The sequence below is a fragment of the Streptomyces sp. NPDC028419 genome (assembly GCF_055565515.1).
This window is the reverse complement of sequence record NZ_JBVHUE010000014.1, coordinates 1-24,811: the sequence shown is the minus strand read 5'-3', so window position 1 is coordinate 24,811 and position 24,811 is coordinate 1. Positions and strand designations below refer to the sequence as shown.

The 24,811-nt window shown below is 74.5% G+C and carries 23 protein-coding genes; 16 read left to right on the top strand and 7 right to left on the bottom strand.

Going from position 1 to position 24,811, the window contains the following annotated elements; all coding sequences use genetic code 11:
• The first annotated feature begins 52 nt into the window (after positions 1 to 52).
• Complete coding sequence (locus ACZ4UB_RS17890) at positions 53 to 271, top strand: hypothetical protein (RefSeq protein ID WP_468071168.1); 219 nt, start codon at positions 53 to 55, stop codon at positions 269 to 271.
• Positions 272 to 466: 195 nt separating this feature from the next.
• Positions 467 to 1,978 (top strand): SPFH domain-containing protein, encoded by a 1,512-nt coding sequence (locus tag ACZ4UB_RS17885; RefSeq protein WP_468071166.1) that lies wholly within the window; start codon positions 467 to 469, stop codon positions 1,976 to 1,978.
• Between the two features lie 228 nt (positions 1,979 to 2,206).
• Here the strand turns inward: ACZ4UB_RS17885 and ACZ4UB_RS17880 are convergent, their stop codons facing one another.
• The gene (locus ACZ4UB_RS17880; protein WP_468071164.1) at positions 2,207 to 3,115 is read right to left on the bottom strand and encodes a DUF3027 domain-containing protein; all 909 of its coding nucleotides are present in this window, start codon (positions 3,113 to 3,115) and stop codon (positions 2,207 to 2,209) included.
• A gap of 336 nt (positions 3,116 to 3,451) precedes the next feature.
• Here ACZ4UB_RS17880 and ACZ4UB_RS17875 point away from each other — a divergent pair, with 336 nt between their 5' ends.
• Positions 3,452 to 4,834, top strand: a complete 1,383-nt coding sequence (locus tag ACZ4UB_RS17875) for an MFS transporter (RefSeq protein ID WP_468071162.1) — start codon at positions 3,452 to 3,454, stop codon at positions 4,832 to 4,834.
• Positions 4,835 to 5,030: 196 nt separating this feature from the next.
• Here the strand turns inward: ACZ4UB_RS17875 and ACZ4UB_RS17870 are convergent, their stop codons facing one another.
• Positions 5,031 to 5,369 (bottom strand): DoxX family protein, encoded by a 339-nt coding sequence (locus ACZ4UB_RS17870; RefSeq protein WP_354381279.1) that lies wholly within the window; start codon positions 5,367 to 5,369, stop codon positions 5,031 to 5,033.
• Positions 5,370 to 5,529: 160 nt separating this feature from the next.
• Between ACZ4UB_RS17870 and ACZ4UB_RS17865 the strand changes: the two genes are divergently transcribed.
• From ACZ4UB_RS17865 to ACZ4UB_RS17855, 3 genes are read left to right on the top strand one after another with little or no spacing between them, the layout of a single operon-like run.
• Positions 5,530 to 6,036 (top strand): DUF2771 domain-containing protein, encoded by a 507-nt coding sequence (locus tag ACZ4UB_RS17865; RefSeq protein WP_468071160.1) that lies wholly within the window; start codon positions 5,530 to 5,532, stop codon positions 6,034 to 6,036.
• A gap of 8 nt (positions 6,037 to 6,044) precedes the next feature.
• Complete coding sequence (locus ACZ4UB_RS17860) at positions 6,045 to 6,824, top strand: futalosine hydrolase (RefSeq protein WP_468071158.1); 780 nt, start codon at positions 6,045 to 6,047, stop codon at positions 6,822 to 6,824.
• The gene (locus ACZ4UB_RS17855) at positions 6,811 to 7,710 is read left to right on the top strand and encodes a 1,4-dihydroxy-6-naphthoate synthase (RefSeq protein ID WP_354381276.1); all 900 of its coding nucleotides are present in this window, start codon (positions 6,811 to 6,813) and stop codon (positions 7,708 to 7,710) included. Before ACZ4UB_RS17860 ends, ACZ4UB_RS17855 begins: the two co-directional genes overlap by 14 nt.
• Positions 7,711 to 7,804: 94 nt before the next feature.
• Here the strand turns inward: ACZ4UB_RS17855 and ACZ4UB_RS17850 are convergent, their stop codons facing one another.
• A complete protein-coding gene (locus ACZ4UB_RS17850) occupies positions 7,805 to 8,188 on the bottom strand; it encodes a cold-shock protein (RefSeq protein WP_354381275.1) in 384 nt (127 codons plus the stop codon).
• 144 nt (positions 8,189 to 8,332) lie between these two features.
• Here ACZ4UB_RS17850 and ACZ4UB_RS17845 point away from each other — a divergent pair, with 144 nt between their 5' ends.
• Entirely contained in the window at positions 8,333 to 8,593 is a 261-nt protein-coding gene (locus ACZ4UB_RS17845) for a hypothetical protein (protein WP_354381274.1), read from the top strand.
• Positions 8,594 to 8,618: 25 nt separating this feature from the next.
• Here the strand turns inward: ACZ4UB_RS17845 and ACZ4UB_RS17840 are convergent, their stop codons facing one another.
• Entirely contained in the window at positions 8,619 to 9,284 is a 666-nt protein-coding gene (locus ACZ4UB_RS17840; RefSeq protein WP_468071155.1) for an HAD family hydrolase, read from the bottom strand.
• 81 nt (positions 9,285 to 9,365) lie between these two features.
• Here ACZ4UB_RS17840 and ACZ4UB_RS17835 point away from each other — a divergent pair, with 81 nt between their 5' ends.
• The 3 genes from ACZ4UB_RS17835 to ACZ4UB_RS17825 are packed head-to-tail and all read left to right on the top strand — an operon-like array spanning position 9,366 to position 12,252.
• A complete protein-coding gene (locus ACZ4UB_RS17835) occupies positions 9,366 to 10,397 on the top strand; it encodes a FecCD family ABC transporter permease (RefSeq protein ID WP_399266646.1) in 1,032 nt (343 codons plus the stop codon).
• Positions 10,394 to 11,467, top strand: a complete 1,074-nt coding sequence (locus ACZ4UB_RS17830; RefSeq protein WP_468071152.1) for a FecCD family ABC transporter permease — start codon at positions 10,394 to 10,396, stop codon at positions 11,465 to 11,467. The genes ACZ4UB_RS17835 and ACZ4UB_RS17830 overlap by 4 nt, the downstream gene beginning before the upstream one ends.
• A complete protein-coding gene (locus ACZ4UB_RS17825) occupies positions 11,464 to 12,252 on the top strand; it encodes an ABC transporter ATP-binding protein (protein ID WP_468071150.1) in 789 nt (262 codons plus the stop codon). Before ACZ4UB_RS17830 ends, ACZ4UB_RS17825 begins: the two co-directional genes overlap by 4 nt.
• A gap of 329 nt (positions 12,253 to 12,581) precedes the next feature.
• On the opposite strand, the gene ACZ4UB_RS17820 is transcribed toward ACZ4UB_RS17825, so the two are convergent.
• Positions 12,582 to 13,601: a hypothetical protein gene (locus ACZ4UB_RS17820; protein ID WP_468071148.1), complete on the bottom strand. Its 1,020-nt coding sequence runs from the start codon at positions 13,599 to 13,601 to the stop codon at positions 12,582 to 12,584.
• Between the two features lie 130 nt (positions 13,602 to 13,731).
• Between ACZ4UB_RS17820 and ACZ4UB_RS17815 the strand changes: the two genes are divergently transcribed.
• The 3 genes from ACZ4UB_RS17815 (at position 13,732) to ACZ4UB_RS17805 (ending at position 18,563) form a co-directional block, all read left to right on the top strand.
• A complete protein-coding gene (locus ACZ4UB_RS17815) occupies positions 13,732 to 16,188 on the top strand; it encodes a helicase-associated domain-containing protein (RefSeq protein ID WP_468071146.1) in 2,457 nt (818 codons plus the stop codon).
• 43 nt (positions 16,189 to 16,231) lie between these two features.
• The gene (locus tag ACZ4UB_RS17810) at positions 16,232 to 16,822 is read left to right on the top strand and encodes a DUF4291 domain-containing protein (protein WP_468071144.1); all 591 of its coding nucleotides are present in this window, start codon (positions 16,232 to 16,234) and stop codon (positions 16,820 to 16,822) included.
• 97 nt (positions 16,823 to 16,919) lie between these two features.
• Entirely contained in the window at positions 16,920 to 18,563 is a 1,644-nt protein-coding gene (locus tag ACZ4UB_RS17805; protein WP_354381266.1) for a DNA repair helicase XPB, read from the top strand.
• Positions 18,564 to 18,597: 34 nt separating this feature from the next.
• Here ACZ4UB_RS17805 and ACZ4UB_RS17800 read toward each other — a convergent pair whose 3' ends face one another.
• Positions 18,598 to 18,831: a hypothetical protein gene (locus ACZ4UB_RS17800; RefSeq protein ID WP_468071142.1), complete on the bottom strand. Its 234-nt coding sequence runs from the start codon at positions 18,829 to 18,831 to the stop codon at positions 18,598 to 18,600.
• A gap of 464 nt (positions 18,832 to 19,295) precedes the next feature.
• On the opposite strand from ACZ4UB_RS17800, the gene ACZ4UB_RS17795 reads away from it, so the two are divergent.
• Positions 19,296 to 21,278 (top strand): HelD family protein, encoded by a 1,983-nt coding sequence (locus tag ACZ4UB_RS17795; RefSeq protein WP_468071398.1) that lies wholly within the window; start codon positions 19,296 to 19,298, stop codon positions 21,276 to 21,278.
• 624 nt (positions 21,279 to 21,902) lie between these two features.
• Here the strand turns inward: ACZ4UB_RS17795 and ACZ4UB_RS17790 are convergent.
• On the bottom strand, positions 21,903 to 22,589 hold the full coding sequence (locus tag ACZ4UB_RS17790; RefSeq protein ID WP_468071140.1) for a copper homeostasis protein CutC: 687 nt from the start codon (positions 22,587 to 22,589) through the stop codon (positions 21,903 to 21,905).
• A 125-nt stretch (positions 22,590 to 22,714) separates the two neighbouring features.
• Between ACZ4UB_RS17790 and ACZ4UB_RS17785 the strand changes: the two genes are divergently transcribed.
• A complete protein-coding gene (locus tag ACZ4UB_RS17785) occupies positions 22,715 to 23,392 on the top strand; it encodes an HD domain-containing protein (RefSeq protein WP_468071138.1) in 678 nt (225 codons plus the stop codon).
• Positions 23,393 to 23,478: 86 nt separating this feature from the next.
• Positions 23,479 to 24,696 (top strand): Cmx/CmrA family chloramphenicol efflux MFS transporter, encoded by a 1,218-nt coding sequence (locus ACZ4UB_RS17780; RefSeq protein WP_354381326.1) that lies wholly within the window; start codon positions 23,479 to 23,481, stop codon positions 24,694 to 24,696.
• The last annotated feature ends 115 nt before the right edge of the window (positions 24,697 to 24,811 follow it).

Here is a 24,811-nt window from a genome sequence, read left to right as displayed (position 1 = left end):
CGGATGAACGGGCCCGGGGTCTCCCCGGGCCCTTCCCGCGTAACCTGCCGGTATGGATCAGGACATGGTGGGGATGACCGGGCGGGTCACCGGCACGGTGGGGCCCGGACTCGTGGGCGAGATCATCGTCCGGATCCGGGGCGGCGCGGAGCACTTCCTGGCCCACCCGGCGTTGAACGAACGGGAGCCGATGCCCGTCGGCACGGTGGTCACGGTGGTCGAACACCTGCCGCCGCGCACGGTGTACGTCACGGCCGCCTACGTCAACTGACCCTCGCTTGACCTGCGTCCGACCTTCCGCTGACCTTCCGCTGACCTTCGCTGGGCCGTCCGGCGGCCGGCCGCCGCGGCGCTGCGTATCAAGATTGCGACAAGGACCCTTCAGCGTCTTCACGCCAAACGGCGAGGAGCGCAGACTCGCCCTCATCGGTGCCGCAACGGCACTGCACTAAGGGGGCGTTTGCCGATGGCTATCGGCGTCGTGGCGGGAGTCGTTCTCGCCGCACTACTCGTTCTGATCGGCCTGTTCAAGCTCATGTGGCGGGTGGCCGAACCGAACGAAGCACTTGTCATCTCCGGTTCCACGCACAAGACCGAGGGTCTCGGCGAGGGCATGGGATTCCGGATCGTCACCGGCCGCGGCACGCTCGTCCTGCCCGGCGTCCAGGCGGTCCGGAAACTGTCCCTGGACCTGAACGAGACCCAGCTGCTGGTGGACTGCGTGACCCACCAGGGCATCCCGCTCAAGGTCAAGGGCGTGGTGATCTTCAAGGTCGGGGACGACATGGTCTCGATCGCGAACGCGGCACGGCGTTTCCTGGACCAGCAGAAGATGATCCCGGAGCGCGTGCACATCGTGTTCGCCGGTCATCTGCGCTCCATCGTCGGCGGGTTGACGGTCGAGGACATGATCCGCGACCGCGAGAAGCTGACCGGCCAGACCCGGGCGGCCTGCGGCAGCGAGATGGAGAAGCTCGGCCTGATCGTCGACTCGCTCCAGATCCACGAGATCGAGGACCCGACCGGCTACATCAAGAACCTCGCGATGCCGCACGCGGCCGCGGTCCAGCGCGACGCGCGGATCGCCCAGGCCGACGCGAACCTGCTGGCGACCGAGGCCGAACAGGCCGCCTTCGCCCGCATGTCGGAGGCCACCCGGGACAGCGAGATCCTCCAGGCGGGCTACCAGGCCGAGCGGGACAAGGCCGCGGCCTCCTCCCGGCAGGCCGGTCCGCTCGCGGACGCCGCGGCCCGTCAGGAGGTCGTCGTCCAGGAGACCCGGGTCGCCGAGCTGGAGGCCAACCGGCGCGAGCAGCAGCTCCAGGCGGACGTGCGCAAGCCCGCGGACGCCAAGGCCTACGAGCAGCGCACGCTCGCCGAGGCCGACCGCGACTCCCGGATCTCGGCCGCCCAGGCCAAGGCCCAGGAGACCGAGCTCGCGGCGGCCGCCGAGGCCACCCGGGTCAAGACGGCGGCCGCCGCCGAGGCCCAGGCCATCGAGACCCGCGGTCTGGCGGCGGCGAAGGCCACCCGGGCGACCGGTGAGGCCGAGGCCGCGGCGACGCAGGCCAAGGGCCTCGCGGACGCGGAGTGGGCTCGGGCCAGGGGCCTGGCGGAGGCGGACGCGGCGAAGGCCAAGGGTCTCGCCGAGGCCGAGGCCATCAAGGCGCGCGCGGCGGCCCTGGCGGAGAACCAGGAGGCGGTGGTCGCCCAGCAGCTCGCCGAGAACTGGCCCCAGATCGTGCAGGCGGGCGCGAGCGCCTTCGGCAACGTCGAGCACATGGTGCTGCTGAACGGGGCCGAGGGCATGTCGGAGATGTTCGCGAAGGCCCTCACGATGGGCGGCACCGGGCTGGGCCTCGCGCGTCAGCTGCTGTCGTCGATGAACCAGGCGCCGGACGCGCAGGGCGGTGTACCGGGCGCCCCCTCGGCGAACGGGGTCCAGCCGATCCCGATCACCGAGGACGGGCGGGCGTAACCGACGGCCCGACCGTCCCTCAGGGCCAGCGCCAACCCAGCCCCGCCGGCGTTTGAGGCGCCCCCGGAGGGACAGCAGGCCGCACCTGCCCTCAAACGCCGGGCGGGCTGGATGTGGCTCGGCCCGGTCCACGTCCGCGCCTCAAGGCGCCCTCAAACGCCGGGCGGGCTGGAGGTGGCCCGACCCAGCCCCGGCGGCGTTTGAGGCGGGCCCGGAGGGGAGGGAGGGTTAGGAGTGGCCCAGGTCCGAGGGGGTGGGGTCTGCCGGGGGGGTCGGGCGGAGGGAGAACTCGTCCGAGGCCATGGAGTCCAGGACCGGCGGCGCAGGCCGCATCGGCGCCGGCATGACCGCCGCCTCGGAGTGCCCCCCGCACCCGTACGACAGGGACACCAGCCGCCCGTCGGCCGGCCCGAACTCGTTCGCGCAGATACCGAAGGCCTGCCCCAGCGAGCCGCCGATCGCCACGAGGAAGCCGCAGGACACGCAGGAGGCGGGCGCCGCCTGCGCCATCGGGGTCTTCGCGCCGAAGGACTCGTCCCAGCGGTCGGCCGCGGTGTGCAGACCGTAGCGGGACAGCACCCGCGCCCGCCGCATGCCGAGTTCCTCGGCCACGGAGGCGATGGAACCGCGCGCCGGCACCACCGGCGTCACCGCCGGCTCCGTCACGTCGGCATCTTCCGCTTCGACCAGCTCGGCCATCTCCGCGGAGACCACGGAGTTCGGCGGCGGCGCGTCCTCGCCGGACCAGCCGGGCTCCAGCCGCAGGTCCTCGGCATCGGTGGGCAGCAGGTCGCCCGGCCCCATGTCACCCGGCCGCAGCCGCTCGCTCCACGGCACCCACTCGGGCGCGAGGAGCGCGTCGGAGCCGGGGAGCAGCACCGTTTCGTCGAGGGTGACGTTCTTCGCGCGGGACGCGCGGGTCACCGTGACGGCCCACCGCCAGCCGCGGTAGCCCGGCTCCTTGGCCTCGAAGTAGTGGGTGACGACCCGGTCGCCCTCCGCCACCGCCGAGACGTGCTCTCCCACCACGCCGGGGAAGGCGGCATCCTCGGCCGCCGCCCGCGCGAGTTCTACCGCCTCGACGCACAGGCGGTCAGGGGTACGCGGGGTACGGCTTCGCGTCGTCGCAGCACTCACTGGTCTCGTTCTCTCCTACGCCGTCTCACGTGTGCGCCGTCCGTACTGTCGTCCACAACGACCCGTCGGTGCTGTCCGTACGTGGCGCGGGCGGAGCGGACCAGAGGGCCGCGTCGACGTCCGCACCCGATCGGCCTCGGGCGCACCTATTGCCATCCATTCTGCGGGATCGCGAAGAGGCGCGCGGCCAAGAGCAACCGCCGGTGGCGCGCTACGCACGCTACCTCTTCTTCGGGCCTGGGCCCACATGCAAGTCCGATTCGCGGACGTCCGACTCCCTCCGGTTCGCGCCGCGGGCACGCCGGGAGCGCGCCGGGAGGGGTCCTCGGGGGCCGCGTGGGGCACTATGGCCAGGTGGCACCCGTACGGTCGTCCGATGACGGCTCGGGACCGGTCCGGAGGGCCGGCCGGGCATTCGGGCGTGCCCTGCACCTGCCGATCACCGGTACGGCGCGCGGGATCCGGCGGGCCACGCACGCGCACGGGGCGGGTGAATCCGGCCTCGGCAAGCTGATCGAGCTGCACGCGATCAACGGCGCCGGTGATGTGATGATCACAGTCGCGCTCGCCTCGACGGTCTTCTTCTCCGTCCCCACGGACGAGGCCCGCGGCCGGGTCGCCCTCTACCTCGCCATCACCATGGCGCCCTTCACCCTCCTGGCCCCCGTGATCGGCCCGCTGTTGGACCGCTTGCCGCACGGCCGCCGGGCGGCGATGGCGGCGGCGATGTTCACCCGGGCGGTGCTCGCCGTGATGATGTCGGGCGCGGTGGCCACGGGCGGGCTGGAGCTGTATCCGGCGGCGCTGGGGGTGCTGGTCGCGTCCAAGGCGTACGGAGTGGTGCGCAGCGCGGTGGTGCCGCGGCTGCTGCCGCCCAAGTTCTCGCTCGTCAAGGCGAACTCCCGGGTCACGCTGGCCGGGCTGCTGGCCACCGGGGCCGCGGCGCCGGTGGGGGCGGCCCTGCACTCGATCGGCCCGCCGTGGCCCTTGTACGGGGCCTGCGCGATCTTCCTCGCCGGCACCTTCGCGGCGTTCACGCTGCCGCACAAGGTGGACGAGGCGAAGGGCGAGCGGCGGGCCCGGCTCTCCACCCACGAGGCGCACTCGCGGCGGCCCGGGCTGCGGACGGTCAGCAGGTCGGTGCTGTGCGGGCTGCTGGCGAACGCCGCCATGCGCGGCCTGTCCGGGTTCTTGATCTTCTTCCTGGCGTTCCTGCTGCGGGAGCACCCGCTGGCCGGGCAGAGCGCGGCCGTCTCGCTGGGGATCGTGGGCGTATCGGCGGGCGTGGGCAACGCGTGCGGGACGGCGGTGGGCGCGTGGCTGCGGGCCCGTGCGCCGGAGACGATCATCGCGGTGGTGCTGTCCGTCACGCTCGGCGTCGCGGTCGTGGCGGCCGTCTTCTTCTCCGGGGTCCTGATGGCGGTGCTGGGCGCGACGGCGGGCTTCTGCCAGGCGCTGGCCAAGCTGTCGCTGGACGCGATGATCCAGCGGGACGTGCCGGAGGCGGTGCGCACCTCGGCCTTCGCGCGTTCGGAGACGCTGCTCCAGGTGGCCTGGGTGCTGGGCGGGGCGATCGGGATCGCGCTGCCGCTGCACGGGGTGTTGGGGATGGGGGTGGCGGCGGCCATCGTCGCGCTGGGCACGGTGATGGCGGTCCGCGGACTGATGTCCTCCCCCCGCCACCACCACCCGGGCGCGTCCCGCCCCCGGGTGGCCTAGGTCCTGTCGTCAAAGTGCCGTCGTCGCCCGAAGGGCGGCCCCGCGGCGTCTGGTGCGTGCTCTCGCCGTGCCGGGCGGAAGCCCGCGTACTGGACGTACTTGGCTTTCGCCCGGTGCGGCGAGAGCGCGTGCCAGGCGTCGCGAGGCAGACGGCACTTTGACGACAGGGCCTAGCGGATGACGCCCCCTCCGCGCGCTAGGCGAGCAGCATCGCGCCGACGACCGGGGCCGCGTAGAGCAGCGGGAAGGGGACGTGGGCGTAGGAGCGGGCGCGCAGGACGGTGATGACGGCGCCGGTGAAGTAGAGGACGAGGCCGATGGCGGCGAGGGTGGCGATCACCGGGACGAAGAGGCCGACGAGGATCCCGACCGCGCCCGCGGCCTTGGCCGCCCCGAGCGGCGTCCACCAGCCTTCGGGGACGCCGTAGGCGACGAGCGGCTCGACGACCCAGGAGGTCCGGGTGAGCAGCGAGTAGGCCGAGAAGCCGACCATCAGGGCGGCGACCAGGGTGACGACGAGGTGTGCGGTGGACATCGTGGGCTCCTCGGGAGGTTCGGACCGCTGTGGTGTGTCCTTCACCGCCCTGACCCGCGGCGCCGCGCGGATGTGACAGCCCGGCGGAAAAAACTTCCGCGGGCGGCCCGCGGGGACCCGGTGCGGGGCGCGGGCGCGGCGGCCCGATAGCCTTCGGCTCATGACCGCACCGCTTTTCTCGGGTAGGGCCCGCCGCAGTGTCGCGGCCCTCGGAGCCGTTTCCGCCGGCCTCCTCGTCCTCTCCGCCTGCGACAAGCCGACGCCCCTGGCCACCGTGACGGTCGGCAGCTCGTCGGTTTCCGCGCAGGCCACCTGCCGTCTCCAGGACTCGGAGAAGGAGTTGTCGGAGGCGCGCGTCCAGGAGTGCCTCTCGGACTCCAAGGGCACGTCGGACGCCAAGACCATCAACTACACCGCCGGTGAGACCCTGCGTCTGGGCGTCGAGCCCGACGTCGTGGAGGACGGCAAGAAGTGGCTGGCCGCCGTCGGCACCCAGCGCCTCGGCGACCTCACCAGCAACACCTACCAGAGCTTCCCGGGCCTGAACCCCTTCTCCACGGGCGGCCAGGGCGCCGCCCCGGAGGCCCAGCCGATCCACATCATCGAGCTGAGCAAGGACGGCAAGCCCACCTCCGTCTGGACCTTCAACCTCAAGCTCAAGAAGTAGTCCCCGCGGTGCGCGCGCTCATCGTGACCGCGGTGGCGGCGGAGGCCGACTCCGTCGTCGCCGGTCTCACCCCTCATCCGGACCCCTCCGGGTCACCTGAGCCGCGCACCCTCCCCGGCGGGTACCTCATCACCCGTCGGGACCTGCCCGGCCTCGCCCTCGACGTGCTCGTCGGCGGGGTCGGCCCGGCCGCCGCCGCCGCGGCCACCGCCACCGCGCTCGCGACCTCCCTCGTGGGCGCGCCCGGCGCGGGCGGCACCGCCCCCTCCGGTCCCGCCCCGTACGGCCTCGTCATCAGCGCCGGCATCGGCGGCGGCTTCCAGCCCGCCGCCCCCCTCGGCTCGCTCGTCGTCGCGGACGCGCTCGTCGCCGCCGACCTGGGGGCCGAGACCCCCGACGGCTTCGTGGACGTCCGGGAACTCGGCTTCGGCCACACCGTGCACCTGCCGCCCGCCGAACTGGCAGCCCGGGCCGCCGAGGTGAGCGGCGCCCTGCTGGCGCCGGTGCTCACCGTGTCCACCGTCACCGGCAGCGCCGAGCGCGCCGCGCTGCTCGCCGCCCGGCACCCGCTCGCGGGGGCCGAGGCCATGGAGGGCTTCGGGGTCGCCGAGGCCGCCGCCGCGCACGGACTGCCGGTACTGGAGATCCGCGCGGTGTCCAACGCCGTGGGCCCGCGCGACCGCGCCGCCTGGCGGATCGGGGAGGCGCTCGCCGCGCTCGGCGACGGCTTCCGCGCGCTGGGGCCCGTACTCGCGAACTGGGGAGAACGCCAGCATGAGCACCACTGAACCGCTCACGGACGGCCCGCTGCGGATCGCCTACTCGCCCTGCCCCAACGACACCTTCGTCTTCGACGCGTGGGCGCACGGCCGGGTGCCCGGGGCGCCCGCGCTGGAGGTGACCTTCGCGGACATCGACGTCACCAACGGCATCGCCGAGCGCGGCCCGGACGCCCCCGCGGACGCGGCCGACCTGGCCGGGCTCGACGTGCTGAAGGTGTCCTACGCCGTACTGCCCTGGGTGCTGGAGGACTACGCGCTGCTGCCCTGCGGCGGGGCGCTGGGCCGCGGCTGCGGGCCGCTGGTCCTGACCCGGGAGCCGGGCGCCGACCTGACCGGCAAGACGGTGGCCGTGCCCAGCGAGCGCTCGACCGCCTACCTGCTCTTCCGGCTGTGGGCGGCCGACGTGCTGCCGGGCGGGGTGGGCGAGGTCGTGGTGCTGCCCTTCCACGAGATCATGCCCGCGGTGCGCGAGGGCCGGGTGGACGCCGGACTGGTGATCCACGAGGCGCGCTTCACCTACCGGGACTACGGGCTGCACTGCCTGGCCGACATGGGCGAGCACTGGGAGTCCACGACCGGACTGCCGATCCCGCTCGGTGCGATCATCGCGCGGCGCTCGCTGGGCGCCGAGGCGCTGCGCGCGCTGGCCGAGGCGGCCCGTACGTCGGTGCGGATGGCATGGGAGGACCCCGAGGCGTCCCGCCCCTACGTCCGGGCGCACGCGCAGGAGCTGGATCCGGCGGTGGCCGACCAGCACATCGGGCTGTACGTCAACGAGTTCACGGCGGACCTGGGCGAGGACGGCTACGCGGCGGTGCGCGGGCTGCTGACCCGGGCGGCGGCGGAGGGCCTGGTCCCGGCGATCGCGCCGGGGGCGCTCGACTTCCCCTGAGACCACGCGACGGCGCCCCGCTCCCCCGCCGGGTGGCGGGGGAGCGGGGCGCGGTCGTACGGGTCGGACGGATCGTCCGGGTCGGACGCGGGTCTCAGACGTCGAGCTGGTCGGCCACCGCGCGCAGCATGCCGGCGATCTTCGCGCCGTGCGCCTTGTCGGGGTAACGGCCGCGCTCCAACTGCTGCGTGACGTTCTCCAGCAGGGTCGTCAGGTCCTGGACGATCGAGGCCAGTTCGTCCGGCTTGCGGCGCTGCGCGGCCGCCACCGAAGGCGCCGGCTCCAGGACCGTCACCGAGAGGGCCTGGTCGCCGCGCTGGCCCGCGACCACGCCGAACTCCACGCGCTGGCCGGGCTTGAGCGCGTCGAGCCCGTCCGGCAGTACCGACGAGTGGACGAAGACGTCGCCGCCGTCGTCGCGGGAGAGAAAGCCGAAGCCCTTCTCACTGTTGAACCATTTGACCTTGCCGGTAGGCACGTCCGTCCTCTGTCCTTGTGCTCGTCGGTGTGGCGGGTCATGTGTGACCTGTCACCTTCAAGGCTAATGGTCAGGGCAGCCCTGACAAGGCGTCCCCCGGTCCTTCCTGCAGTGCCCCTTCGGCCAGGGAACTACCCTGGTGAGGTGACTCCCACTCCTGATTGCGACGAAGCGCGCCCCGGCGACGCATTGGTCAAGGCCGGCGGCATCGTCTTCATCCTCGGCGCCGTCGCGACGCTCGCGACGATGGCCCCGCTGTTCCTGCACACCGATCCGTTCCCGTCGTACGCGTGGGCCGTGTGCATGCTCATGGGCGTCGGCTTCGCGATCTCGGCCGCCGGAGTGCTCCGCTCGGCCGGCGCCCAACGCCGCGCCGCCCGCCGCGCACAGGCCGCCGCCCGCTAGACCCCCAGCGCGGGGGCCGCGCGGCTCAGGCCTCCTGGGCCACCGCGGCGGGCAGGTGGGTGCCGACGTACCGCTCCAGCCAGGCCGGCAGCTCCGTCAGGTCCGCCAGGACCACGTCCGCGCCGGCCTCGCGCAGCTCCGGCGCGGGGCAGGGCCCGGTCGGCACGGCCACCGACAGCGCGCCCGCCGTCCGCGCCCCGCGCACGTCGCCCACGTGGTCGCCGACGTAGACCCGCGCTCCGTACTCGCGCAGCGCGACCGCCTTCGCCTCGGCCCAGAGCGAGCCGATCACCGCGTCGGGCTCGATGCCCAGGTGTGTCAGGTGCAGCCGCGCGTTCGGCTCGTACTTCGCCGTCACCACGATCGCCCGCCCGCCGAGCGCCCGCACCGCCTCGACCGCCTCGCGCGCCCCGCCCATCGCCGGGCTCGGCTCGATGGCGTACGTCGGGTACATCGCCCGGTAGCGGTCGGCCATCTCCGCGACCCGCTCCTCGGGGAACCAGTGCGCCAGCTCCTGTTCCAGCGGCGGCCCGAGCCGGGTGACGGCCGCGGCGGCGTCGATGAACGTGCCCGTCTCGGCGGCGAGCACCTCGAAGGTGGCCTTGATGCCGGGGCGCGAATCGATGAGCGTCATGTCGAGGTCGAAGCCGACGGTGAAGGGGTGGGACGCGGGAGACGCGGGGGAAGTCATGCCGTCCATTGTGCCGAGACCGGGCGAACGCGGGGGAACGTAGACTTAGGCTCGCCTTACCAGATCATGAAATTGGGTGAGATGTCAGCCCCCGCTCCCAGCGCCGCCCCGCGGCGCGCCCTGACGGCCCGTCGCCTCGGCTGGACGGTGGCCGCGCTCGCCGCGCTGCTGTGCGCCGTCGTGCTCAGCCTCGCCGTCGGCGCCCGTTCCATACCCCCCTCCGAGGTCTTCGACGCGCTGTTCCGCGGCGCGCACACCCCCGACGCCGAGGTCGTCCGCAGCCTGCGGGTCCCGCGCACCCTGGTCGCCCTGATGGTCGGCGTGGGCCTCGCGCTCGCCGGGACCACCCTCCAGGGCATCACCCGCAACCCCATCGCCGACCCCGGCATCCTCGGCATCAGCCAGGGCGCCGGGGTCGCCGTCGTCTGCGCGATCGCCTTCGCCGGGGTGCACACGCTCACCGGTTACGTGTGGTTCGCCTTCGCGGGGGCGGCGGTGGCGTCCGTCGCCGTCTACGCCATCGCCGCGAGCGGGCGCGGGGGCGCGACCCCCGTGAAGCTCGCCCTCGGCGGGGCCGCGATCAACGCGCTGCTCGCCTCCGTCACCATGGCGGTCCTGACGACGAAGGCGTCCACGCTGGACGAGTTCCGCTTCTGGCAGGTCGGCTCGGTCGCCGGGCGCGACCTCCAGGTCGTCTCCCAGATCTGGCCGTTCCTGCTGGTGGGGGCGGTCCTCGTGGCGTCGGTGGCGCGCGGTCTGGACGCGCTCGCGCTCGGCGAGGACGTCGCCAAGGGCCTGGGGCAGAACGTCGCCGCCGTCCGCGTCGTCGGCGGCCTCGGGGCCACCGTGCTGACCGGCGCCGGGGTCGCGGCGGCCGGGCCGATCGCCTTCATCGGGCTGGCCGTGCCGCACATCGCGCGGGCCGTGGTGGGCGGCGACCACCGCTGGGTGCTGCCGATGGCCGCGCTGATCGGGCCCGTGATGCTGCTGGTCGCGGACGTGGTCGGGCGGGTCGTGGTGCCGCCGGGCGAGGTGCCGGCCGGGGTGATGACCGCGCTCATCGGGGTGCCGTTCCTGGTCGCCCTGGTCCGCCGCAAGGCGGTGGCCGCGTGAGCACGACCTCCTCGACCCGACCGGCCGGGTACGCGCTCGTACGCGCCGGGCGCGGATCGTTCCTGCTGCACCGGCGGGCCGCCGTGGTCGCGCTCTGCCTCGCGGGGCTGCTGGCCGCGGTGTGCGTGGCGTACCTCTGCGTCGGCGAGTCCTTCGTGGCGCCCGGCGAGGTCGTCAAGGTGCTGCTGGGGCAGCCCTCCCAGGACGAGCTGGTCGTCGCCGACCTGCGGCTGCCCCGCCTGGCGGTGGGGCTGCTGGTCGGGATCGCCTTCGGGATCGCGGGCGCGCTGATCCAGACCGTCGCCCGCAACCCGCTGGCCAGCCCCGACATCATCGGGATCAGCCAGGGCGCGGGCGCGGTCACCGTGGCGGCGCTGACCTTCGGGGTGACCTCGTACGCCGTCCTGCCCTACCTCTCGGTGCTCGGCGGGCTCCTCGCGGCCGCTCTCGTCTACGTCTTCGCCTGGCGCGGCGGCCTGCACGCGGGGCGCTTCGTCCTCATCGGCATCGGCTTCGCCATCGCGCTGCGTTCGATGACGACGCTGCTGATGACCAAGGGCGACTACCTGGTGGCCCAGCAGGCCCAGATCTGGATGACCGGCTCCCTCAACGGGCGCGGCTGGGACATCGCGGCGCCGCTCGGCTGGGTGCTGCTGGCGCTGACGCCCGCCGTGCTGTGGGCGGCGCGGGCGCAGCGCACGGTCTCGCTCGACGACGACACCGCGACCGCGCTCGGGGTCAGGCTGGGGCCGGTGCGGCTCGGGCTGGTCGCGCTGGGCGTGGTCCTGGCGTCGGTGGCCACGGGGGCGGCCGGGCCCGTCGACTTCGTCGCGCTGCTGGCCCCGCAGATCGCGCGCCGGATGACCCGGACCGCGCAGATCCCGCTGCTGTGCTCGGCGCTGACCGGCGCCGTGATCGTGGTCCTGGGCGACCTGTTGGCGCGCCGGCTGCTGTCGCCGACCGAGCTTCCCGTGGGCGTGCTGACCGCCGCGGTGGGGGCGCCGTACCTGATCTGGCTGATCGTGCGCAGCCGTGGTGTTCGTGGTGTTCGTAGTGGAGGCAAGGCATGAGTCGTCTGACGGCGAGCGGGCTGACGCTCGCGTACGAGGACCGGGTCGTCGTGGAGGACCTCGACCTGTCCGTCCCGGACGGGAAGGTGACGGTGATCGTCGGGCCGAACGCCTGCGGGAAGTCCACCACCCTGCGGGCGCTGGGGCGGCTGCTGAAGCCGCGGGCGGGGGCGGTCCTGTTGGACGGCGAGGCGCTCGCCTCGCTGCCCACGCGGCGGATCGCGCAGGCCATCGGGCTGCTCCCGCAGTCCCCGGTCGCACCGGAGGCGATCACGGTCGCGGACCTGGTGGCGCGCGGGCGCCAGCCGCACCAGCGGTGGTGGCAGCAGTGGTCCGAGGCGGACGAGCGGGCCGTGGTCGCGGCGATGGAGCGGACGTCGGTCGCCGACCTGGCGGACCGGCCCGTGGACGCGTTGTCCGGCGGGCAGCGGCAGCGGGTGTGGATCGCGATGGCGCTGGCGCAGGAGACGGACCTGCTGCTGCTGGACGAGCCGACGACGTTCCTGGACATCGCGCATCAGGTGGAGGTGCTGGATCTGGTGCGGAGGCTCAACCATGAGCGGGGGCGGACGGTGGTGGCCGTCCTGCACGACCTCAACCAGGCCGCGCGGTACGCGGATCATCTGGTGGCGATGAAGGCGGGGCGGGTGGTGGCGCAGGGTCCGCCCTCCGCCGTCGTCACGGCCGACCTGGTCCACGAGGTCTTCGGCCTCACCTCCCTGGTCATCCCGGACCCCGTCACCGCCTCCCCCCTCATCATCCCCACCTCCCCCTGGTCCCCCTAGCCTCCGGCGGGGCGCCGGGCGGGCCCCCTCCAGCCCCGCCGGCGTTCGAGGCGCGGGTCCGGGCAGAGCCCGGGGGCCCAGCGCAGCACCGCCCCCACAACCCGCCTCCGGCGGGCGCCCTCAAACGCCGGGCGGGCTAGATGTGGCGGGCCAGCAGCACCAGCCAGGCTGGATCTGGCGGGCCGGCGGCCCACCTCCAGCCCCGCCGGCGTTTGAGGCGCGGGTCCGGGCGGAGCCCGGGGGCCAGCGGGCACTGGTCAGGCTGGATCTGCCGGGCCGGCGGACCACCTCCGGCCTCGACGGCGGTTGAGGCGGCTGGCCGGGGTGGGTCAGCGGCGGTGGGCTCGCCAGGTTAGGTGCAGGGCCGAGGCTACGGCGGCGCCGCGGACCAGCCAGGGCCACATGCCATGGAAGGCCTCGCCGAGGTGGCCGTCGACGATCGGGTCACCCCAGTGGCCGTTCATCCGCCCCCACACCCACACCACCGCACCCGCGAACACCACCCCCGGCAGCCCGAACACCACCCACTTCTTCTCGGTGGGCCCGAGCACCCGCGAGAGGTAGGCCACCAACCAGCCGAGCCCGAGCAGCACCCAGTACCCGGTGACCACACCGACCGCCAGCAGCAGCGCCGCGAGCACCAGGAAGGCGTGCGGCCGCGGTTTCCCGGACACGACCTCGCCCGCGGCGGCCGCCGCCTCCTTGCGCCGCCGACGCCGCTCGCGCAGCGCCCGTACCGCGGCCCGCCCCCGCGATCCGCCCGTACCCGCCGCCCCGGTCGCGGCGGCCTCGGCCGCCTCGTCCTCCTCCGCCGGGACCTTGAAGAGGTCCGGCAGGTCCGGCATCTCGATGCCGCCCGCGAAACCCTCGACCTGCGGACCGGCGCCGTAGCCGCCCGGCCCGACCCGCCACCAGTCGGGCTCGGCCGACCCGCCCCCGTCGGGGCCGAGTTCGTCCATCCCGGCCAGGTGCGGCGACGCGGGTCCGGCCGGCGCGGGCGCCGTCGGCTCCGCGGGCCGCGGCGGCGGGACCGGCTTGCGGCCGAGCAGCCGCCCCGGCCCCCGCTGTACGGGCACACCCCCCGGCGCCGGGGCCGGCTCCGGGGCCGGCGCCGGGTCACGGCCCGCCGCCAGCGCGTCCAGGATCTCCTCGGGGCTGCCGATCCGGTCGAGGATGCGGCGCACGGCGGCCGGCGTGTCCGGGTCGTACTTCGCGCGGCGCCGGTCGATCTCGTCCCGCAGGCCCGACACCAGCCGCATCCGGTCGGCCGACGCCAGCTGGCGCCGCTGGGCCAAGTCGCCGACCCGGCTCAGATATTCGTAGACCAGATGGTCGCTCTCGATCCCCACGCCCCGGCTCCTCCCGTACCACCTCGTCGAAAGGTAGCGCGTGCGCCCGTGGAGCCGCCGCCCACGCAGCGGATAACGTGGACCGGATGGGGACCGGCCGACGACCGGCCGACGCGACCAGGAGGCGACCGTGCCCGAGGCAAGCACCGCAGGGACCGCTCCGCGTTCCCTGGCCGAGGCGCTGCGCGCCCGTGACGACGCCGCGCTCGCCGCACTGCTGCGCGCCCGGCCGGACCTGCTGAACCCGGTGCCCGGCGACGTCACCCAACTGGCGACCCGGGCCGGGACCCGCGCGTCGGTGGTGCGCGCCCTGGAACACCTGGACCGTTTCGCCCTCCAGTGCGCGGAAGCGCTGGCGGTGGCCCCGGACCCGTGCCCGTACCCGGTGCTGGAGGCCCTGCTCACCGGTACGGCCCCGGGCGGCGAGGACGACCGCGCGCCGCTCGCCGACGCCGTGCGGGCCGCGCTGCCCGGGGCCCTGCGGACCCTGCGCGACCAGGCCCTCGTATGGGGCGGGGACGACGCGCTGCGACTGGTGCGCACCGCGCGCGAGTTGCTCGCCCCCTCCGCCTCCCGCCCCTCCCCCACCGGGCTCGGCCCGACCGTCGCCGAGGCGACCGCGGGCATGTCCCCGGGCCGGGTCCAGGAGATCGTGCTGGCCGCCGGACTGCCCGCCACCCACGACCCGGTGTCCGCGGTGTCCGCGCTGACCGCCCTGTTCACCGACGGGGAGCGGATGTCGGCACTGCTCGACGAGGCCCCCGCCGAGGCCCACCAGGTGCTGGGCCGACTGGTGTGGGGGCCGCCGTACGGGGAGGTGACCGCCAACCCGACGCCGCCCGTGCGCTGGTTGCGCGACCGCGGGCTGCTGCTGCCCGCCTCGACGCGCACGGTCGTGCTGCCGCGCGAGGTCGCCCTGCACCTGCGCGGCGGGCTGGCCCACCGGACGGTGGAACCGGTGGCTCCGACGGTGGCCGCCGCGCGCGAGCACCGTCCGCCGCTCGTGGACGCGAACGCGGCCGGGCAGGCGCTCGCCGCGCTGTCCACCGTCGAGGAGCTCGTCAAGCACTGGGAACACACCGGCCCCGCCGTGCTGCGCGCCGGTGGCCTCGCCGTCCGCGACCTCAAGCGGACCGCCACCGCCCTGGACACCACCGAGTCCCTCGCCGCGTTCTGGATCGAACTCGCCTACGCGAGCGGCCTGTTGGCCAGCGATGGCGAGGCCGACGAGCGGTACGCGCCGACCCCCGCCTTCGACACCTGGGTCGAACTCCCGCCCGCCGAGCGGTGGTCGGCGCTCGCCGTCGCCTGGCTCCCCGCCACCCGGACGGCCGCGCTGGCCGGGGAGCAGGACGCCAAGGGCCGCACCCTGTCCGTCCTCGGCCCCGACCTGGACCGCAGCGCCGCCCCCGAGGTGCGCCGCCGGGTCCTGGAACTGCTCGCCGCGCTGCCCGAGGGCGGCTCCGCCGATCCGGCGGACCTGCTCGCCCGCCTCGCCTGGGAGCGCCCGGTGCGCGGCACCAGCGAGCTGCGGGCCCGCCTCGCGCGCTGGACCCTGGACGAGGCGGAGCTGCTCGGGGTGACCGGGCGCGGGGCGCTCTCGGGCCCCGGTCGGGCGCTGCTCTCGCATCAGGACCCGGGGCCGCTGCTGGCGCCGCTGCTGCCGGAACCGGTGGACCACGTCCTGCTCCAGGCCGACCTGACGGCCGTCGCGCCGGGCCCGCTGCGGCGGCCGCTCGGGGACGTACTGGCCGTCCTCGCCGACGTGGAGTCCAAGGGCGGGGCGACGGTGTACCGCTTCACGCCCGGCTCCGTGCGCCGCGCCCTGGACTCCGGGCGGACCGCCTCCGACCTGCACTCCTTCCTGGCCGAGCACAGCCGCACGCCGGTGCCGCAGCCGCTGACCTACCTGATCGACGACGTGGCCCGGCGGCACGGGCACCTGCGCGTGGGCGCGGCCTCCGCGTACGTGCGCTGCGACGACGACGCGGTGCTCGGCGAGCTGCTCGCCGACAAGCGTTCGGCCGGGCTCGGGCTGCGCCGGCTCGCGCCGACCGTCCTGGCCGCGCAGGCCGAGCCGGGCGCGCTGCTCGACGGGCTGCGGGCGATGGGCTACGCCCCGGCCGCGGAGTCGCGCACCGGTGACGTGCTGGTGGCGCGGGCCGACACGCACCGCACCCCGCGCCGGGCCGCGCCCGTCCCGGTGCCGGACGGGCCGCCGGTGCCCGACGCGACGCTGCTGGGCGCGGCGGTACGGGCGATCCGCGCGGGCGACCTGGCGGCGACGGCGGTGCGCAAGGAGAGCGCGCCGACCGCTTCGACCACGGGAACCGCTCACCTGCCCGGTGAACTGCCGCGCACCAGCGCGGCCGAGACCCTGGCGACCGTGCAGGCGGCGGCGCTGACCGGGTCGGCGGTGTGGATCGGGTACGTGAACGCGGACGGCGCGGCCAGCCAGCGCGTGATCGCACCGGTCCGGGTCGAGGGCGGCTACGTCACCGGCTACGACCACACCGCGGACGAGGTCCGCACGTACGCCCTGCACCGGGTCACGGGCGTGGCGGAGCTGGCCGACGACCAGATGTGAAAACCGCTGGCCCGGGGGCTCGGCGGGCGGTGATCCTGGGGGCATGTCCACCGAACCGTCCCGCCGGATCCGGGCGGCGCACACCGCCGACACGATCACCGTCTACCAGGCGTACTCCCCGAGGCTGGGCCTCCCGGCCGCCCGCGACGGCCGCTTCCCGCCCGACTGGAAGCGGGACCGGATGACGTGGATCAAGCCGTCGTTCCTGTGGATGATGTACCGCTGCGGCTGGGGCACCAAGGAGGGCCAGGAGACGGTCCTCGCCATCGAGATCACCCGGGCCGGCTTCGACCACGCGCTGCGCCACGCCTGCCTGTCCCACTACAAGTCCGGCGTCCACCCCGACCACACCACCTGGCGCCACGCGCTGCGCGCCGCCCCGGCCCGCGTCCAGTGGGACCCCGAACGCGACCTCCACCTGAACGCGCTGCCCCACCGGTCCCTGCAACTGGGCCTGTCCGGATCCACCTCCCGCGCCTACGCCGACGAGTGGACGCTCTCCATCCGCGACGTGACCCCCCTGGCCCGCGAGATCCACGCCCTGGTCCGTGCCGGTGACGACACCGCGGCCCGCGCCCTCCTCCCGACCGAAACGCCCTACCCCGCGCCCCCATTGCCCCATCTGGGCGCCTGAGCGATCCCGCGGGAGCCCCACACCCGGCGGGGGATGCGGCAGACTGGAGGTTTGGCCGTCCGCGCCCGGACGGTCACACCGCCGGAAAGGGACGCTCTTGAACGGGCCTCTGATCGTCCAGAGTGACAAGACCCTCCTGCTGGAGGTCGACCACGAGCTGTCCGCCGCCGCGCGGCGGGCGATCGCGCCCTTCGCCGAGCTGGAGCGGGCCCCCGAGCACATCCACACCTACCGGATCACCCCGCTCGGGCTGTGGAACGCCCGGGCGGCCGGGCACGACGCCGAGCAGGTCGTGGACGCGCTCGTCGAGTTCTCCCGCTATCCGGTGCCGCACGCGCTGCTCGTCGACGTCGCCGAGACGATGGCCCGCTACGGGCGGCTCACCCTCACCAAGCACCCCGTGCACGGGCTGGTCCTGACCAGCACGGACCGGCCGGTGCTGGAGGAGATCCTGCGCTCCAAGAAGATCGCCCCGCTCGTCGGCGCACGGCTCGACGCCGACACGGTCGCCGTGCACCCCTCCGAGCGCGGGCAGATCAAGCAGACCCTGCTCAAGCTGGGCTGGCCCGCCGAGGACCTCGCCGGTTACGTCGACGGCGAGGCGCACCCGATCGAGCTGGCCGAGGACGGCTGGGCGCTGCGCCCCTACCAGCAGCAGGCCGTCGAGGGCTTCTGGCACGGCGGTTCGGGCGTGGTCGTGCTGCCCTGCGGCGCGGGCAAGACGCTGGTGGGCGCCGGGGCCATGGCGCAGGCCAAGGCGACCACGCTGATCCTGGTCACGAACACCGTCTCGGCCCGTCAGTGGAAGCACGAGCTGATCAAGCGGACCTCGCTCACCGAGGAGGAGATCGGCGAGTACTCGGGCACCCGCAAGGAGATCCGCCCGGTCACGATCGCGACGTACCAGGTCCTGACGACGAAGCGGAAGGGCATCTATCCGCACCTGGAGCTCTTCGACTCCCGGGACTGGGGCCTGATCGTCTACGACGAGGTGCACCTGCTGCCCGCGCCGGTCTTCAAGTTCACGGCGGACCTCCAGGCCCGGCGGCGGCTCGGGCTGACCGCGACGCTGGTGCGCGAGGACGGCCGCGAGTCGGACGTCTTCTCGCTGATCGGTCCCAAGCGCTTCGACGCGCCGTGGAAGGAGATCGAGGCGCAGGGCTACATCGCGCCGGCCGACTGCGTCGAGGTGCGGGTCAACCTCACCGAGAGCGAGCGGCTCGCCTACGCGACGGCCGAGACGGAGGAGAAGTACCGCTTCTGCGCGACGACCGCGACGAAGCGGAAGGTCACCGAGGCGTTGGTGCGCAAGCACAAGGGCGAGCAGACGCTGGTCATCGGCCAGTACATCGATCAGCTCGACGAGCTGGGCGAGCACCTGGACGCGCCCGTCATCAAGGGCGAGACCTCGAACGCGCAGCGGGAGAAGCTCTTCAACGCCTTCCGCGAGGGCGAGATCAACGTGCTGGTGGTGTCGAAGGTCGCGAACTTCTCGATCGACCTGCCGGAGGCGACGGTGGCCATCCAGGTGTCGGGCACCTTCGGCTCCCGCCAGGAGGAGGCACAGCGCCTGGGCCGCGTGCTGCGCCCGAAGGCGGACGGTCACGAGGCCCGCTTCTACTCGGTGGTGGCCCGGGACACGATCGACCAGGACTACGCGGCCCACCGCCAGCGCTTCCTGGCCGAGCAGGGCTACGCCTACCGGATCATGGACGCGGACGAGCTGCTGGCTTCCGACTAGCGGATCGTGGCCGCACGGTGAGGGGCCGGGGGCGTCAGCGGCGTACGACGCCGGCGTCCTCGGCGTACTCACCGAGCAGGACCACGCTCACGGCGGTCCCGGCGAATATCTTCGCGGCCCGCAGCAGACCGCCCTTGCGGCGCTGACCGGGGTGCGTGGGCCCGGCCGCTCTCGCGGTGTGGCCGTCGGGGGCGGAGCCGACGGAGGTCGTGGTGGTGGCGCCGCGAGTGTGGCGGCCCTGGCTCGGGGTGAAGGTGGCGGTGCTCATGTATCCATGGTCCTTTTCCGGCCCGGCCGTCACATCGCCCTGGGGGCGGAACCCCGCCCCCTCCCACGTCCTCCTCGCGACGCACGGCATCCCCTAGGGACTCTGCCGGAAGTGGGAGCCCGCTCCCCCTCCCGTACTACCCCCGCACCACGCGGCGGCCCCGATAATCCGTTCGCGCCGCGCCGCCGCGCTGACTACAATCTCCGCTCTTGCCGCCTCCCCTCCCGCCGTCGCTCCATCACGCCGCCGGGGAGAGCCGCCGTCCGCTCGGAAACCGGACGGTCCGATCACAGAGATCAGCAGCTGGAGGCAGTTCCGTGTCCGCAGGTAGTTCCACGTCGTCGGCCGCGACGTCCGCCGACCCGTCCGCCGAGCCATCCGCCGACCCGTCCGTCGACCCGTCCGTCGACCCGCTCGCCCGCGAACGGGCCCACCTCGCCGCGTCCCGTTCCGCGCTGCGCGCCATGCGCGAGGACGTCGAGTCCCTCGACATCCGCGACGTCACCGCGAACTGGGTCAACGCCGTCGTCCTGCAGGCCCAGATCGACGACCGGATCAAGGCCCTCGCGGACCTGGCCCACACGCCCCTCTTCTTCGGCCGCCTCAACTACCTCCACGCGCCCGGTGCTTCCCTGGCCGAGGGCGCGGAGGGCGAGCAGTTCTACATCGGCCGCCGCCACGTCCACGACGCGGGCGGCGACCCGATGGTCATCGACTGGCGTGCGCCCGTCTCCCAGCCCTTCTACCGCGCCTCGAAGAAGGACCCGCAGGACATCGGGCTGCGCCGCCGCTTCGGGTACACGGGCGGCGAGCTGACGGCGTACGAGGACGAGCACCTCTCCGACCCCGCCGAGGCGTCCGCCGTCAGCAAGCTCCTCCAGCAGGAGATCGAACGCCCGCGCGTCGGTCCGATGCGCGACATCGTCGCCACGATCCAGCCGGAGCAGGACGAGATCGTCCGCTCCGGCCTCGGCGGCTCGGTCTGCGTCCAGGGCGGCCCCGGCACCGGAAAGACCGCCGTCGGCCTGCACCGCGTCGCCTACCTCCTCTACGCGCACCGCGACCGGCTCGCCCGCACCGGCACCCTGGTCATCGGGCCGAACCGTTCCTTCCTCCACTACATCGAGCAGGTCCTGCCGGCCCTGGGCGAGCTGGAGGTCAAGCAGGCGACCGTCGACGACCTGGTGGCCCGCCCGGGCGTGGCCGAGGTCCGGGCCGTGGACGGGGCCGCCACGGCCGTGGTCAAGGGCGACGCCAGGATGGCGGAGGTGCTGCGCCGGGCCGTACGGTCGCACGTCACGCCGCCGACCGAGCCGCTGATGGTGGTCCGCGGGTCGCGCCGCTGGCGGGTCCCGGCGTACGAACTCGCCGAGATCGTCGAAGAGCTCCAGAACCGCGACATCCGCTACGGCGCCGCCCACGACGCGCTCCCGCAGCGCATCGCGCACACCGTGCTCGTCCGGATGGAACAGGCGGGCGAGGCTCCCGACGACCGCGTCCAGGACGCGGTGGCCCGCAACCCCGCCGTCAAGGCGGTCGTCAAGCAGGCGTGGCCGCCGGTGGATCCGGCGAAGCTGGTGCTGCGGCTGCTCTCCGAGCCGGAGTTCCTCGCGGAGCACGCCGCCGGGATCCTCGACGAGGACGAGCAGCGGCTGTTGCTGTGGCCGAAGCCCTTCCGCAGCGTGAAGTCCGCGAAGTGGTCGCCGGCCGACCTGGTCCTGATCGACGAGGCGAGCGACCTGGTGGAGCGCACGCACTCGCTCGGCCACGTCGTCCTCGACGAGGCGCAGGACCTGTCCCCGATGCAGTACCGGGCGGTGGGGCGGCGCTGCACGACGGGCTCGGCGACGGTACTGGGCGACCTGGCCCAGGGGACCACGCCGTGGGCCACGCGGAGCTGGGCGGAGGCGCTGGGGCACCTGGGCAAGCCGGAGGCGGTGCTGGAGGAGCTGACGGCCGGCTTCCGCGTGCCGCGCGAGGTGATCGCGTACGCCTCGCGGCTGCTGCCGCGGATCTCGCCCGGGCTGGCGCCCGTGTCCTCGGTGCGTGAGACGCCGGGGTCGCTGGACGTGCGGGAGGTGGCGGCCGGGGAGCTGACCGGGGCCGTGGTGGCGGCCTGCCGGGCGGCGCTCGTGCACGAGGGGTCGATCGGGCTGATCGCGGCGGACGCGCGGATCGAGGAGCTGGGCGGGGCGCTGGTCGCGGACGGCCTGCCGTATCTGGCGCCGGGTGAGGAGACCACGGCCGAGTCGCGGTTGACGCTGGTGCCGGCGTCGTTGGCGAAGGGTCTGGAGTACGACTACGTGGTCCTGGACGAGCCGGGGGCGATCGTGGCGGGCGAGCCGGACGAGCGGACCGGGTTGCGGCGGCTGTACGTCTGCCTGACCCGTGCGGTCTCGGGCCTGACGGCCTTGCATGCGGAAGCCCTGCCGGGGGCGCTGGTCTGAGCCGTCCGTTCCCGGGGGGCGCCACGACGCTGGACGCCTACGCCCCGCATCCCCTCCGGGGGGCGCCTCAAACGCCGGCGGGGCTTGATGGCCGGGCCACTGCAGCCTCGCCGGCGTTTCCCGTCGGGACCGGGCCAGCGCCGCGAGGAGCCGGCCCCCCTGGACGCCTGCGGCTCGCATGCCCTCCGGGGGCGCCTCAAACGCCGGCGGGGCTTGATGGCCGGGCCACTGCAGCCTCGCCGGCGTTTCCCGTCGGGACCGGGCCAACGCAGCCTCGCCGGCGCTTGCCGTCGGGACCGGGCCAATACAGCCTCGCCGGCGTTTGAGGCGCCCCCGGAGGGCAGCGGACCGCAGGTGCGGGCGCCGCGCGGGCTCGATGGGGATGACCGGGCCAACGCAGCCTCGCCGGCGTTTCCCGTCGGGGCCGGGCCAATACAGCCTCGCCGGCGTTTGAGGCGCCCCCGGAGGGCAGCGGGCCGGAGGTGCGGGCGCCGGGCGGGCTCGATGGGGACGGCCGGGCCGATGCAGCCTCGCCGGCGTTTGAGGCGTCCCCGGAGGGCCGGAGGTGCGGGCGGCCGGGGCCGGGGCCGGGGTGATTCCCGGGCCCGGTCGCCGCGGGCGGCGTCAGGCCAGGGCCTCGCGCCACCGCGCCACCGCCGCCGGGTTGACCGGGGCCGACCAGCCCTCGGGCCGGGCCGCCCCGCCGATGTGGAAGGCGTCCACGCCCGCCGCCCGCAGCTCGGGCAGGTGGTGCAGCCCGAGGCCGCCGCCGACCAGGATCCGCGCCCCGTACCCCGGCTCGCCGCCCCGCGCGGCCTCCGCCAGCAGGGTCGCCATGCCGGCGTCCACACCCTCGGCGGCGCCCGCCGTCAGGTAGGTGTCCAGGCCCGGCAGATCCGCGAGCGCCTTGCGCAGGCCGTCCCGGTCCGCGGCCCGGTCGATGGCCCGGTGGAAGGTCCACCGGCAACCGTCCAGCTCCGCCACCAGCGCCTCGACGGCCGCGAGGTCCGGGCTCCCGTCGCCGTTCAGGAAGCCGAGCACGAACTCCTGCGCCCCCTCCGCCCGCAGCGCCCGCGCGTCCTTGAGGAGCCCCTCGACGTCGCCCGCGCCGAACCCGTCCGCCGCCCGCAGCATCACGCGCAGCGGGATGTCCACCGCCGCCCGGATCGCCGCGAAGGTCTCGCGCGGCGGGGTGAGCCCGTCGGCCGCCATGTCGGTGACCAGTTCGAGACGGTCCGCCCCACCGGCCTGGGCCGCGACCGCGTCCTCCACGTCGAGGGCGATCACCTCCAGGAGCGCACGGTTGCTCATTTGACCCCATCCTTCTGATTGCTGCTCGTATGACTGGTATGGAAAATAGGTCTAGTCCAATGTCCAGGGTACGGCTCCGCCAGCACCCTTCACCAGCACAATCACGCCACCCGCACAATGTGCGCATGGACTCCGACACACCGCAGCGCCAGCAGGACACCGACACGGACCTCCGCGCCGCCTGGCACCGGACCGCCACCGAGGCCGGAGCCGACCGCGACCCCGACCCCTACGCCGACCGGCTGCTCGCCGCCTGGGCCGAACCCCAGCGCCGCTACCACTCGACCGCGCACCTGGCCGCCGTGCTCGCACACGTCGACACCCTGGCCGCGCACGCCGCCGACCCGAGCGCCGTCCGCCTCGCCGCCTGGTTCCACGACGCCGTCTACCGCCCGGACCGCTCCGAGAACGAGGAGCGCAGCGCGGCCCTCGCCGAGCGCGCCCTGCCCGAACTCGGCATCGACGCGGCCCGCACCGCCGAGGTCGCCCGCCTCGTCCGGCTCACCGTCACCCACGACCCGGCCCCCGGCGACACCGACGGCGAAGTGCTCTGCGACGCGGACCTCGCGGTCCTGGCCGGCGCCCCGGACGCCTACGCCGCCTACGCCGCCGCCGTCCGCGAGGAGTACGACTTCGTCCCCGACGCGACCTTCCGCGCCGGGCGCGTCGCCGTACTGCGCCAGCTCCTCGCCCTGCCCCGGCTCTTCCGCACCCCGTACGGCGCCGCCCACTGGGAGGCCCCGGCGCGCGCCAACCTCGCCGCCGAGGCGGCCGCGCTGGAACAAGAGGCGCATCCAGAATAAAAACCCATAAAAGGGAATCACCGGGAATGCGGAAACGTTCCGCGTCGTTGGTGCAAGGCATGCCCGCAGCAGCCGAACGCACCCGCATGCCCGTCGCCGTCTACGTCCTCGGCCTCTCCGTCTTCGCCCTCGGGACCAGCGAGTTCATGCTGTCCGGGCTGCTGCCACCGATCGCAGAGGACATGGGCGTCAGCATCCCGCAGGCGGGTCTGCTCATATCCGCCTTCGCGATCGGCATGGTCGTCGGCGCCCCGCTGCTCGCCGTGGCCACCCTGCGCCTCCCCCGCCGCACCACCCTCGTCTCCCTCATCAGCCTCTTCGGCCTCGGGCAGGTGGCGGGCGCGCTCGCCCCGACCTACGAGCTGCTCTTCGCCTCCCGCATCGTCTCCGCCCTCGCCTGCGCCGGCTTCTGGGCCGTCGGCGCGGCCGTCGCGATCGCCATGGTCGAGCGGCACCAGCGGGCCCGCGCGATGGCGGTCATGATCGGCGGCCTGTCCATCGCGAACGTCCTGGGCGTCCCGGCCGGCGCCTTCCTGGGCGAGCACCTCGGCTGGCGCTCCGCCTTCTGGTCGGTCGGCGCCGCCTCCGCCATCGCCCTCGTCGGCATCCTCGCGCTGATCCCGCCGATCCCGCTGGCCGACGAGAAGCCGCGCCTGGTGCGCGAGTTGGCCATCTACCGCGACCGCCAGGTCTGGCTGTCCATCGGCGTCACCGCGCTCGCCGCGGGCGGCGTCTTCTGCGCCTTCAGCTACCTCTCGCCGCTGCTCACCGAGGTCGCCGGGCTGGACTCGGCCTGGGTCCCGTGGATCCTGGGCCTCTTCGGCGTCGGCGCGCTCGTCGGTACGACCGTGGGCGGCCGGGTCGCCGACGCGCACCTCTTCGGGGTGCTGCTGTGGGGCATCAGCGCCTCCACCGTCTTCCTGACCGCCCTCGCGCTGCTGGCGTCCGCGCAGGTGGCCGCGATCGCGCTGGCGTTCCTGCTCGGCTTCTCGGCCTTCTTCACGGCCCCGGCGCTCAACGCCCGCATGTTCAACGTGGCGGGCGCCGCCCCCACCCTGGCCGGGGCCACCACCACGGCCGCCTTCAACCTGGGCAACACCGGCGGTCCCTGGCTCGGCGGTACGGTCATCGACGCGGGCTGGGGCTTCGCCGCCACCGCCTGGGCGGGCGCCGCCATGACGGTCACCGCGATCGCGCTGGCCGTCGTCTCCCTGCGCCTGGACCGCCGTACGCCGCCCCGCGCGACCCGCGTGGTCACCTCCTCCGACGCCTCCGCCGCCGCGCTGGCGCAGGAGCGGGTCTAGCCGTACCCGTTCCCGCCTCTTCCCTCCGGGGGGGGGGGGGGGGGGGGGGGGGGGGGGGGGGGGGGGGGGGGGGGGGGGGGGGGGGGGGGGGGGGGGGGGGGGGGGGGGGGGGGGG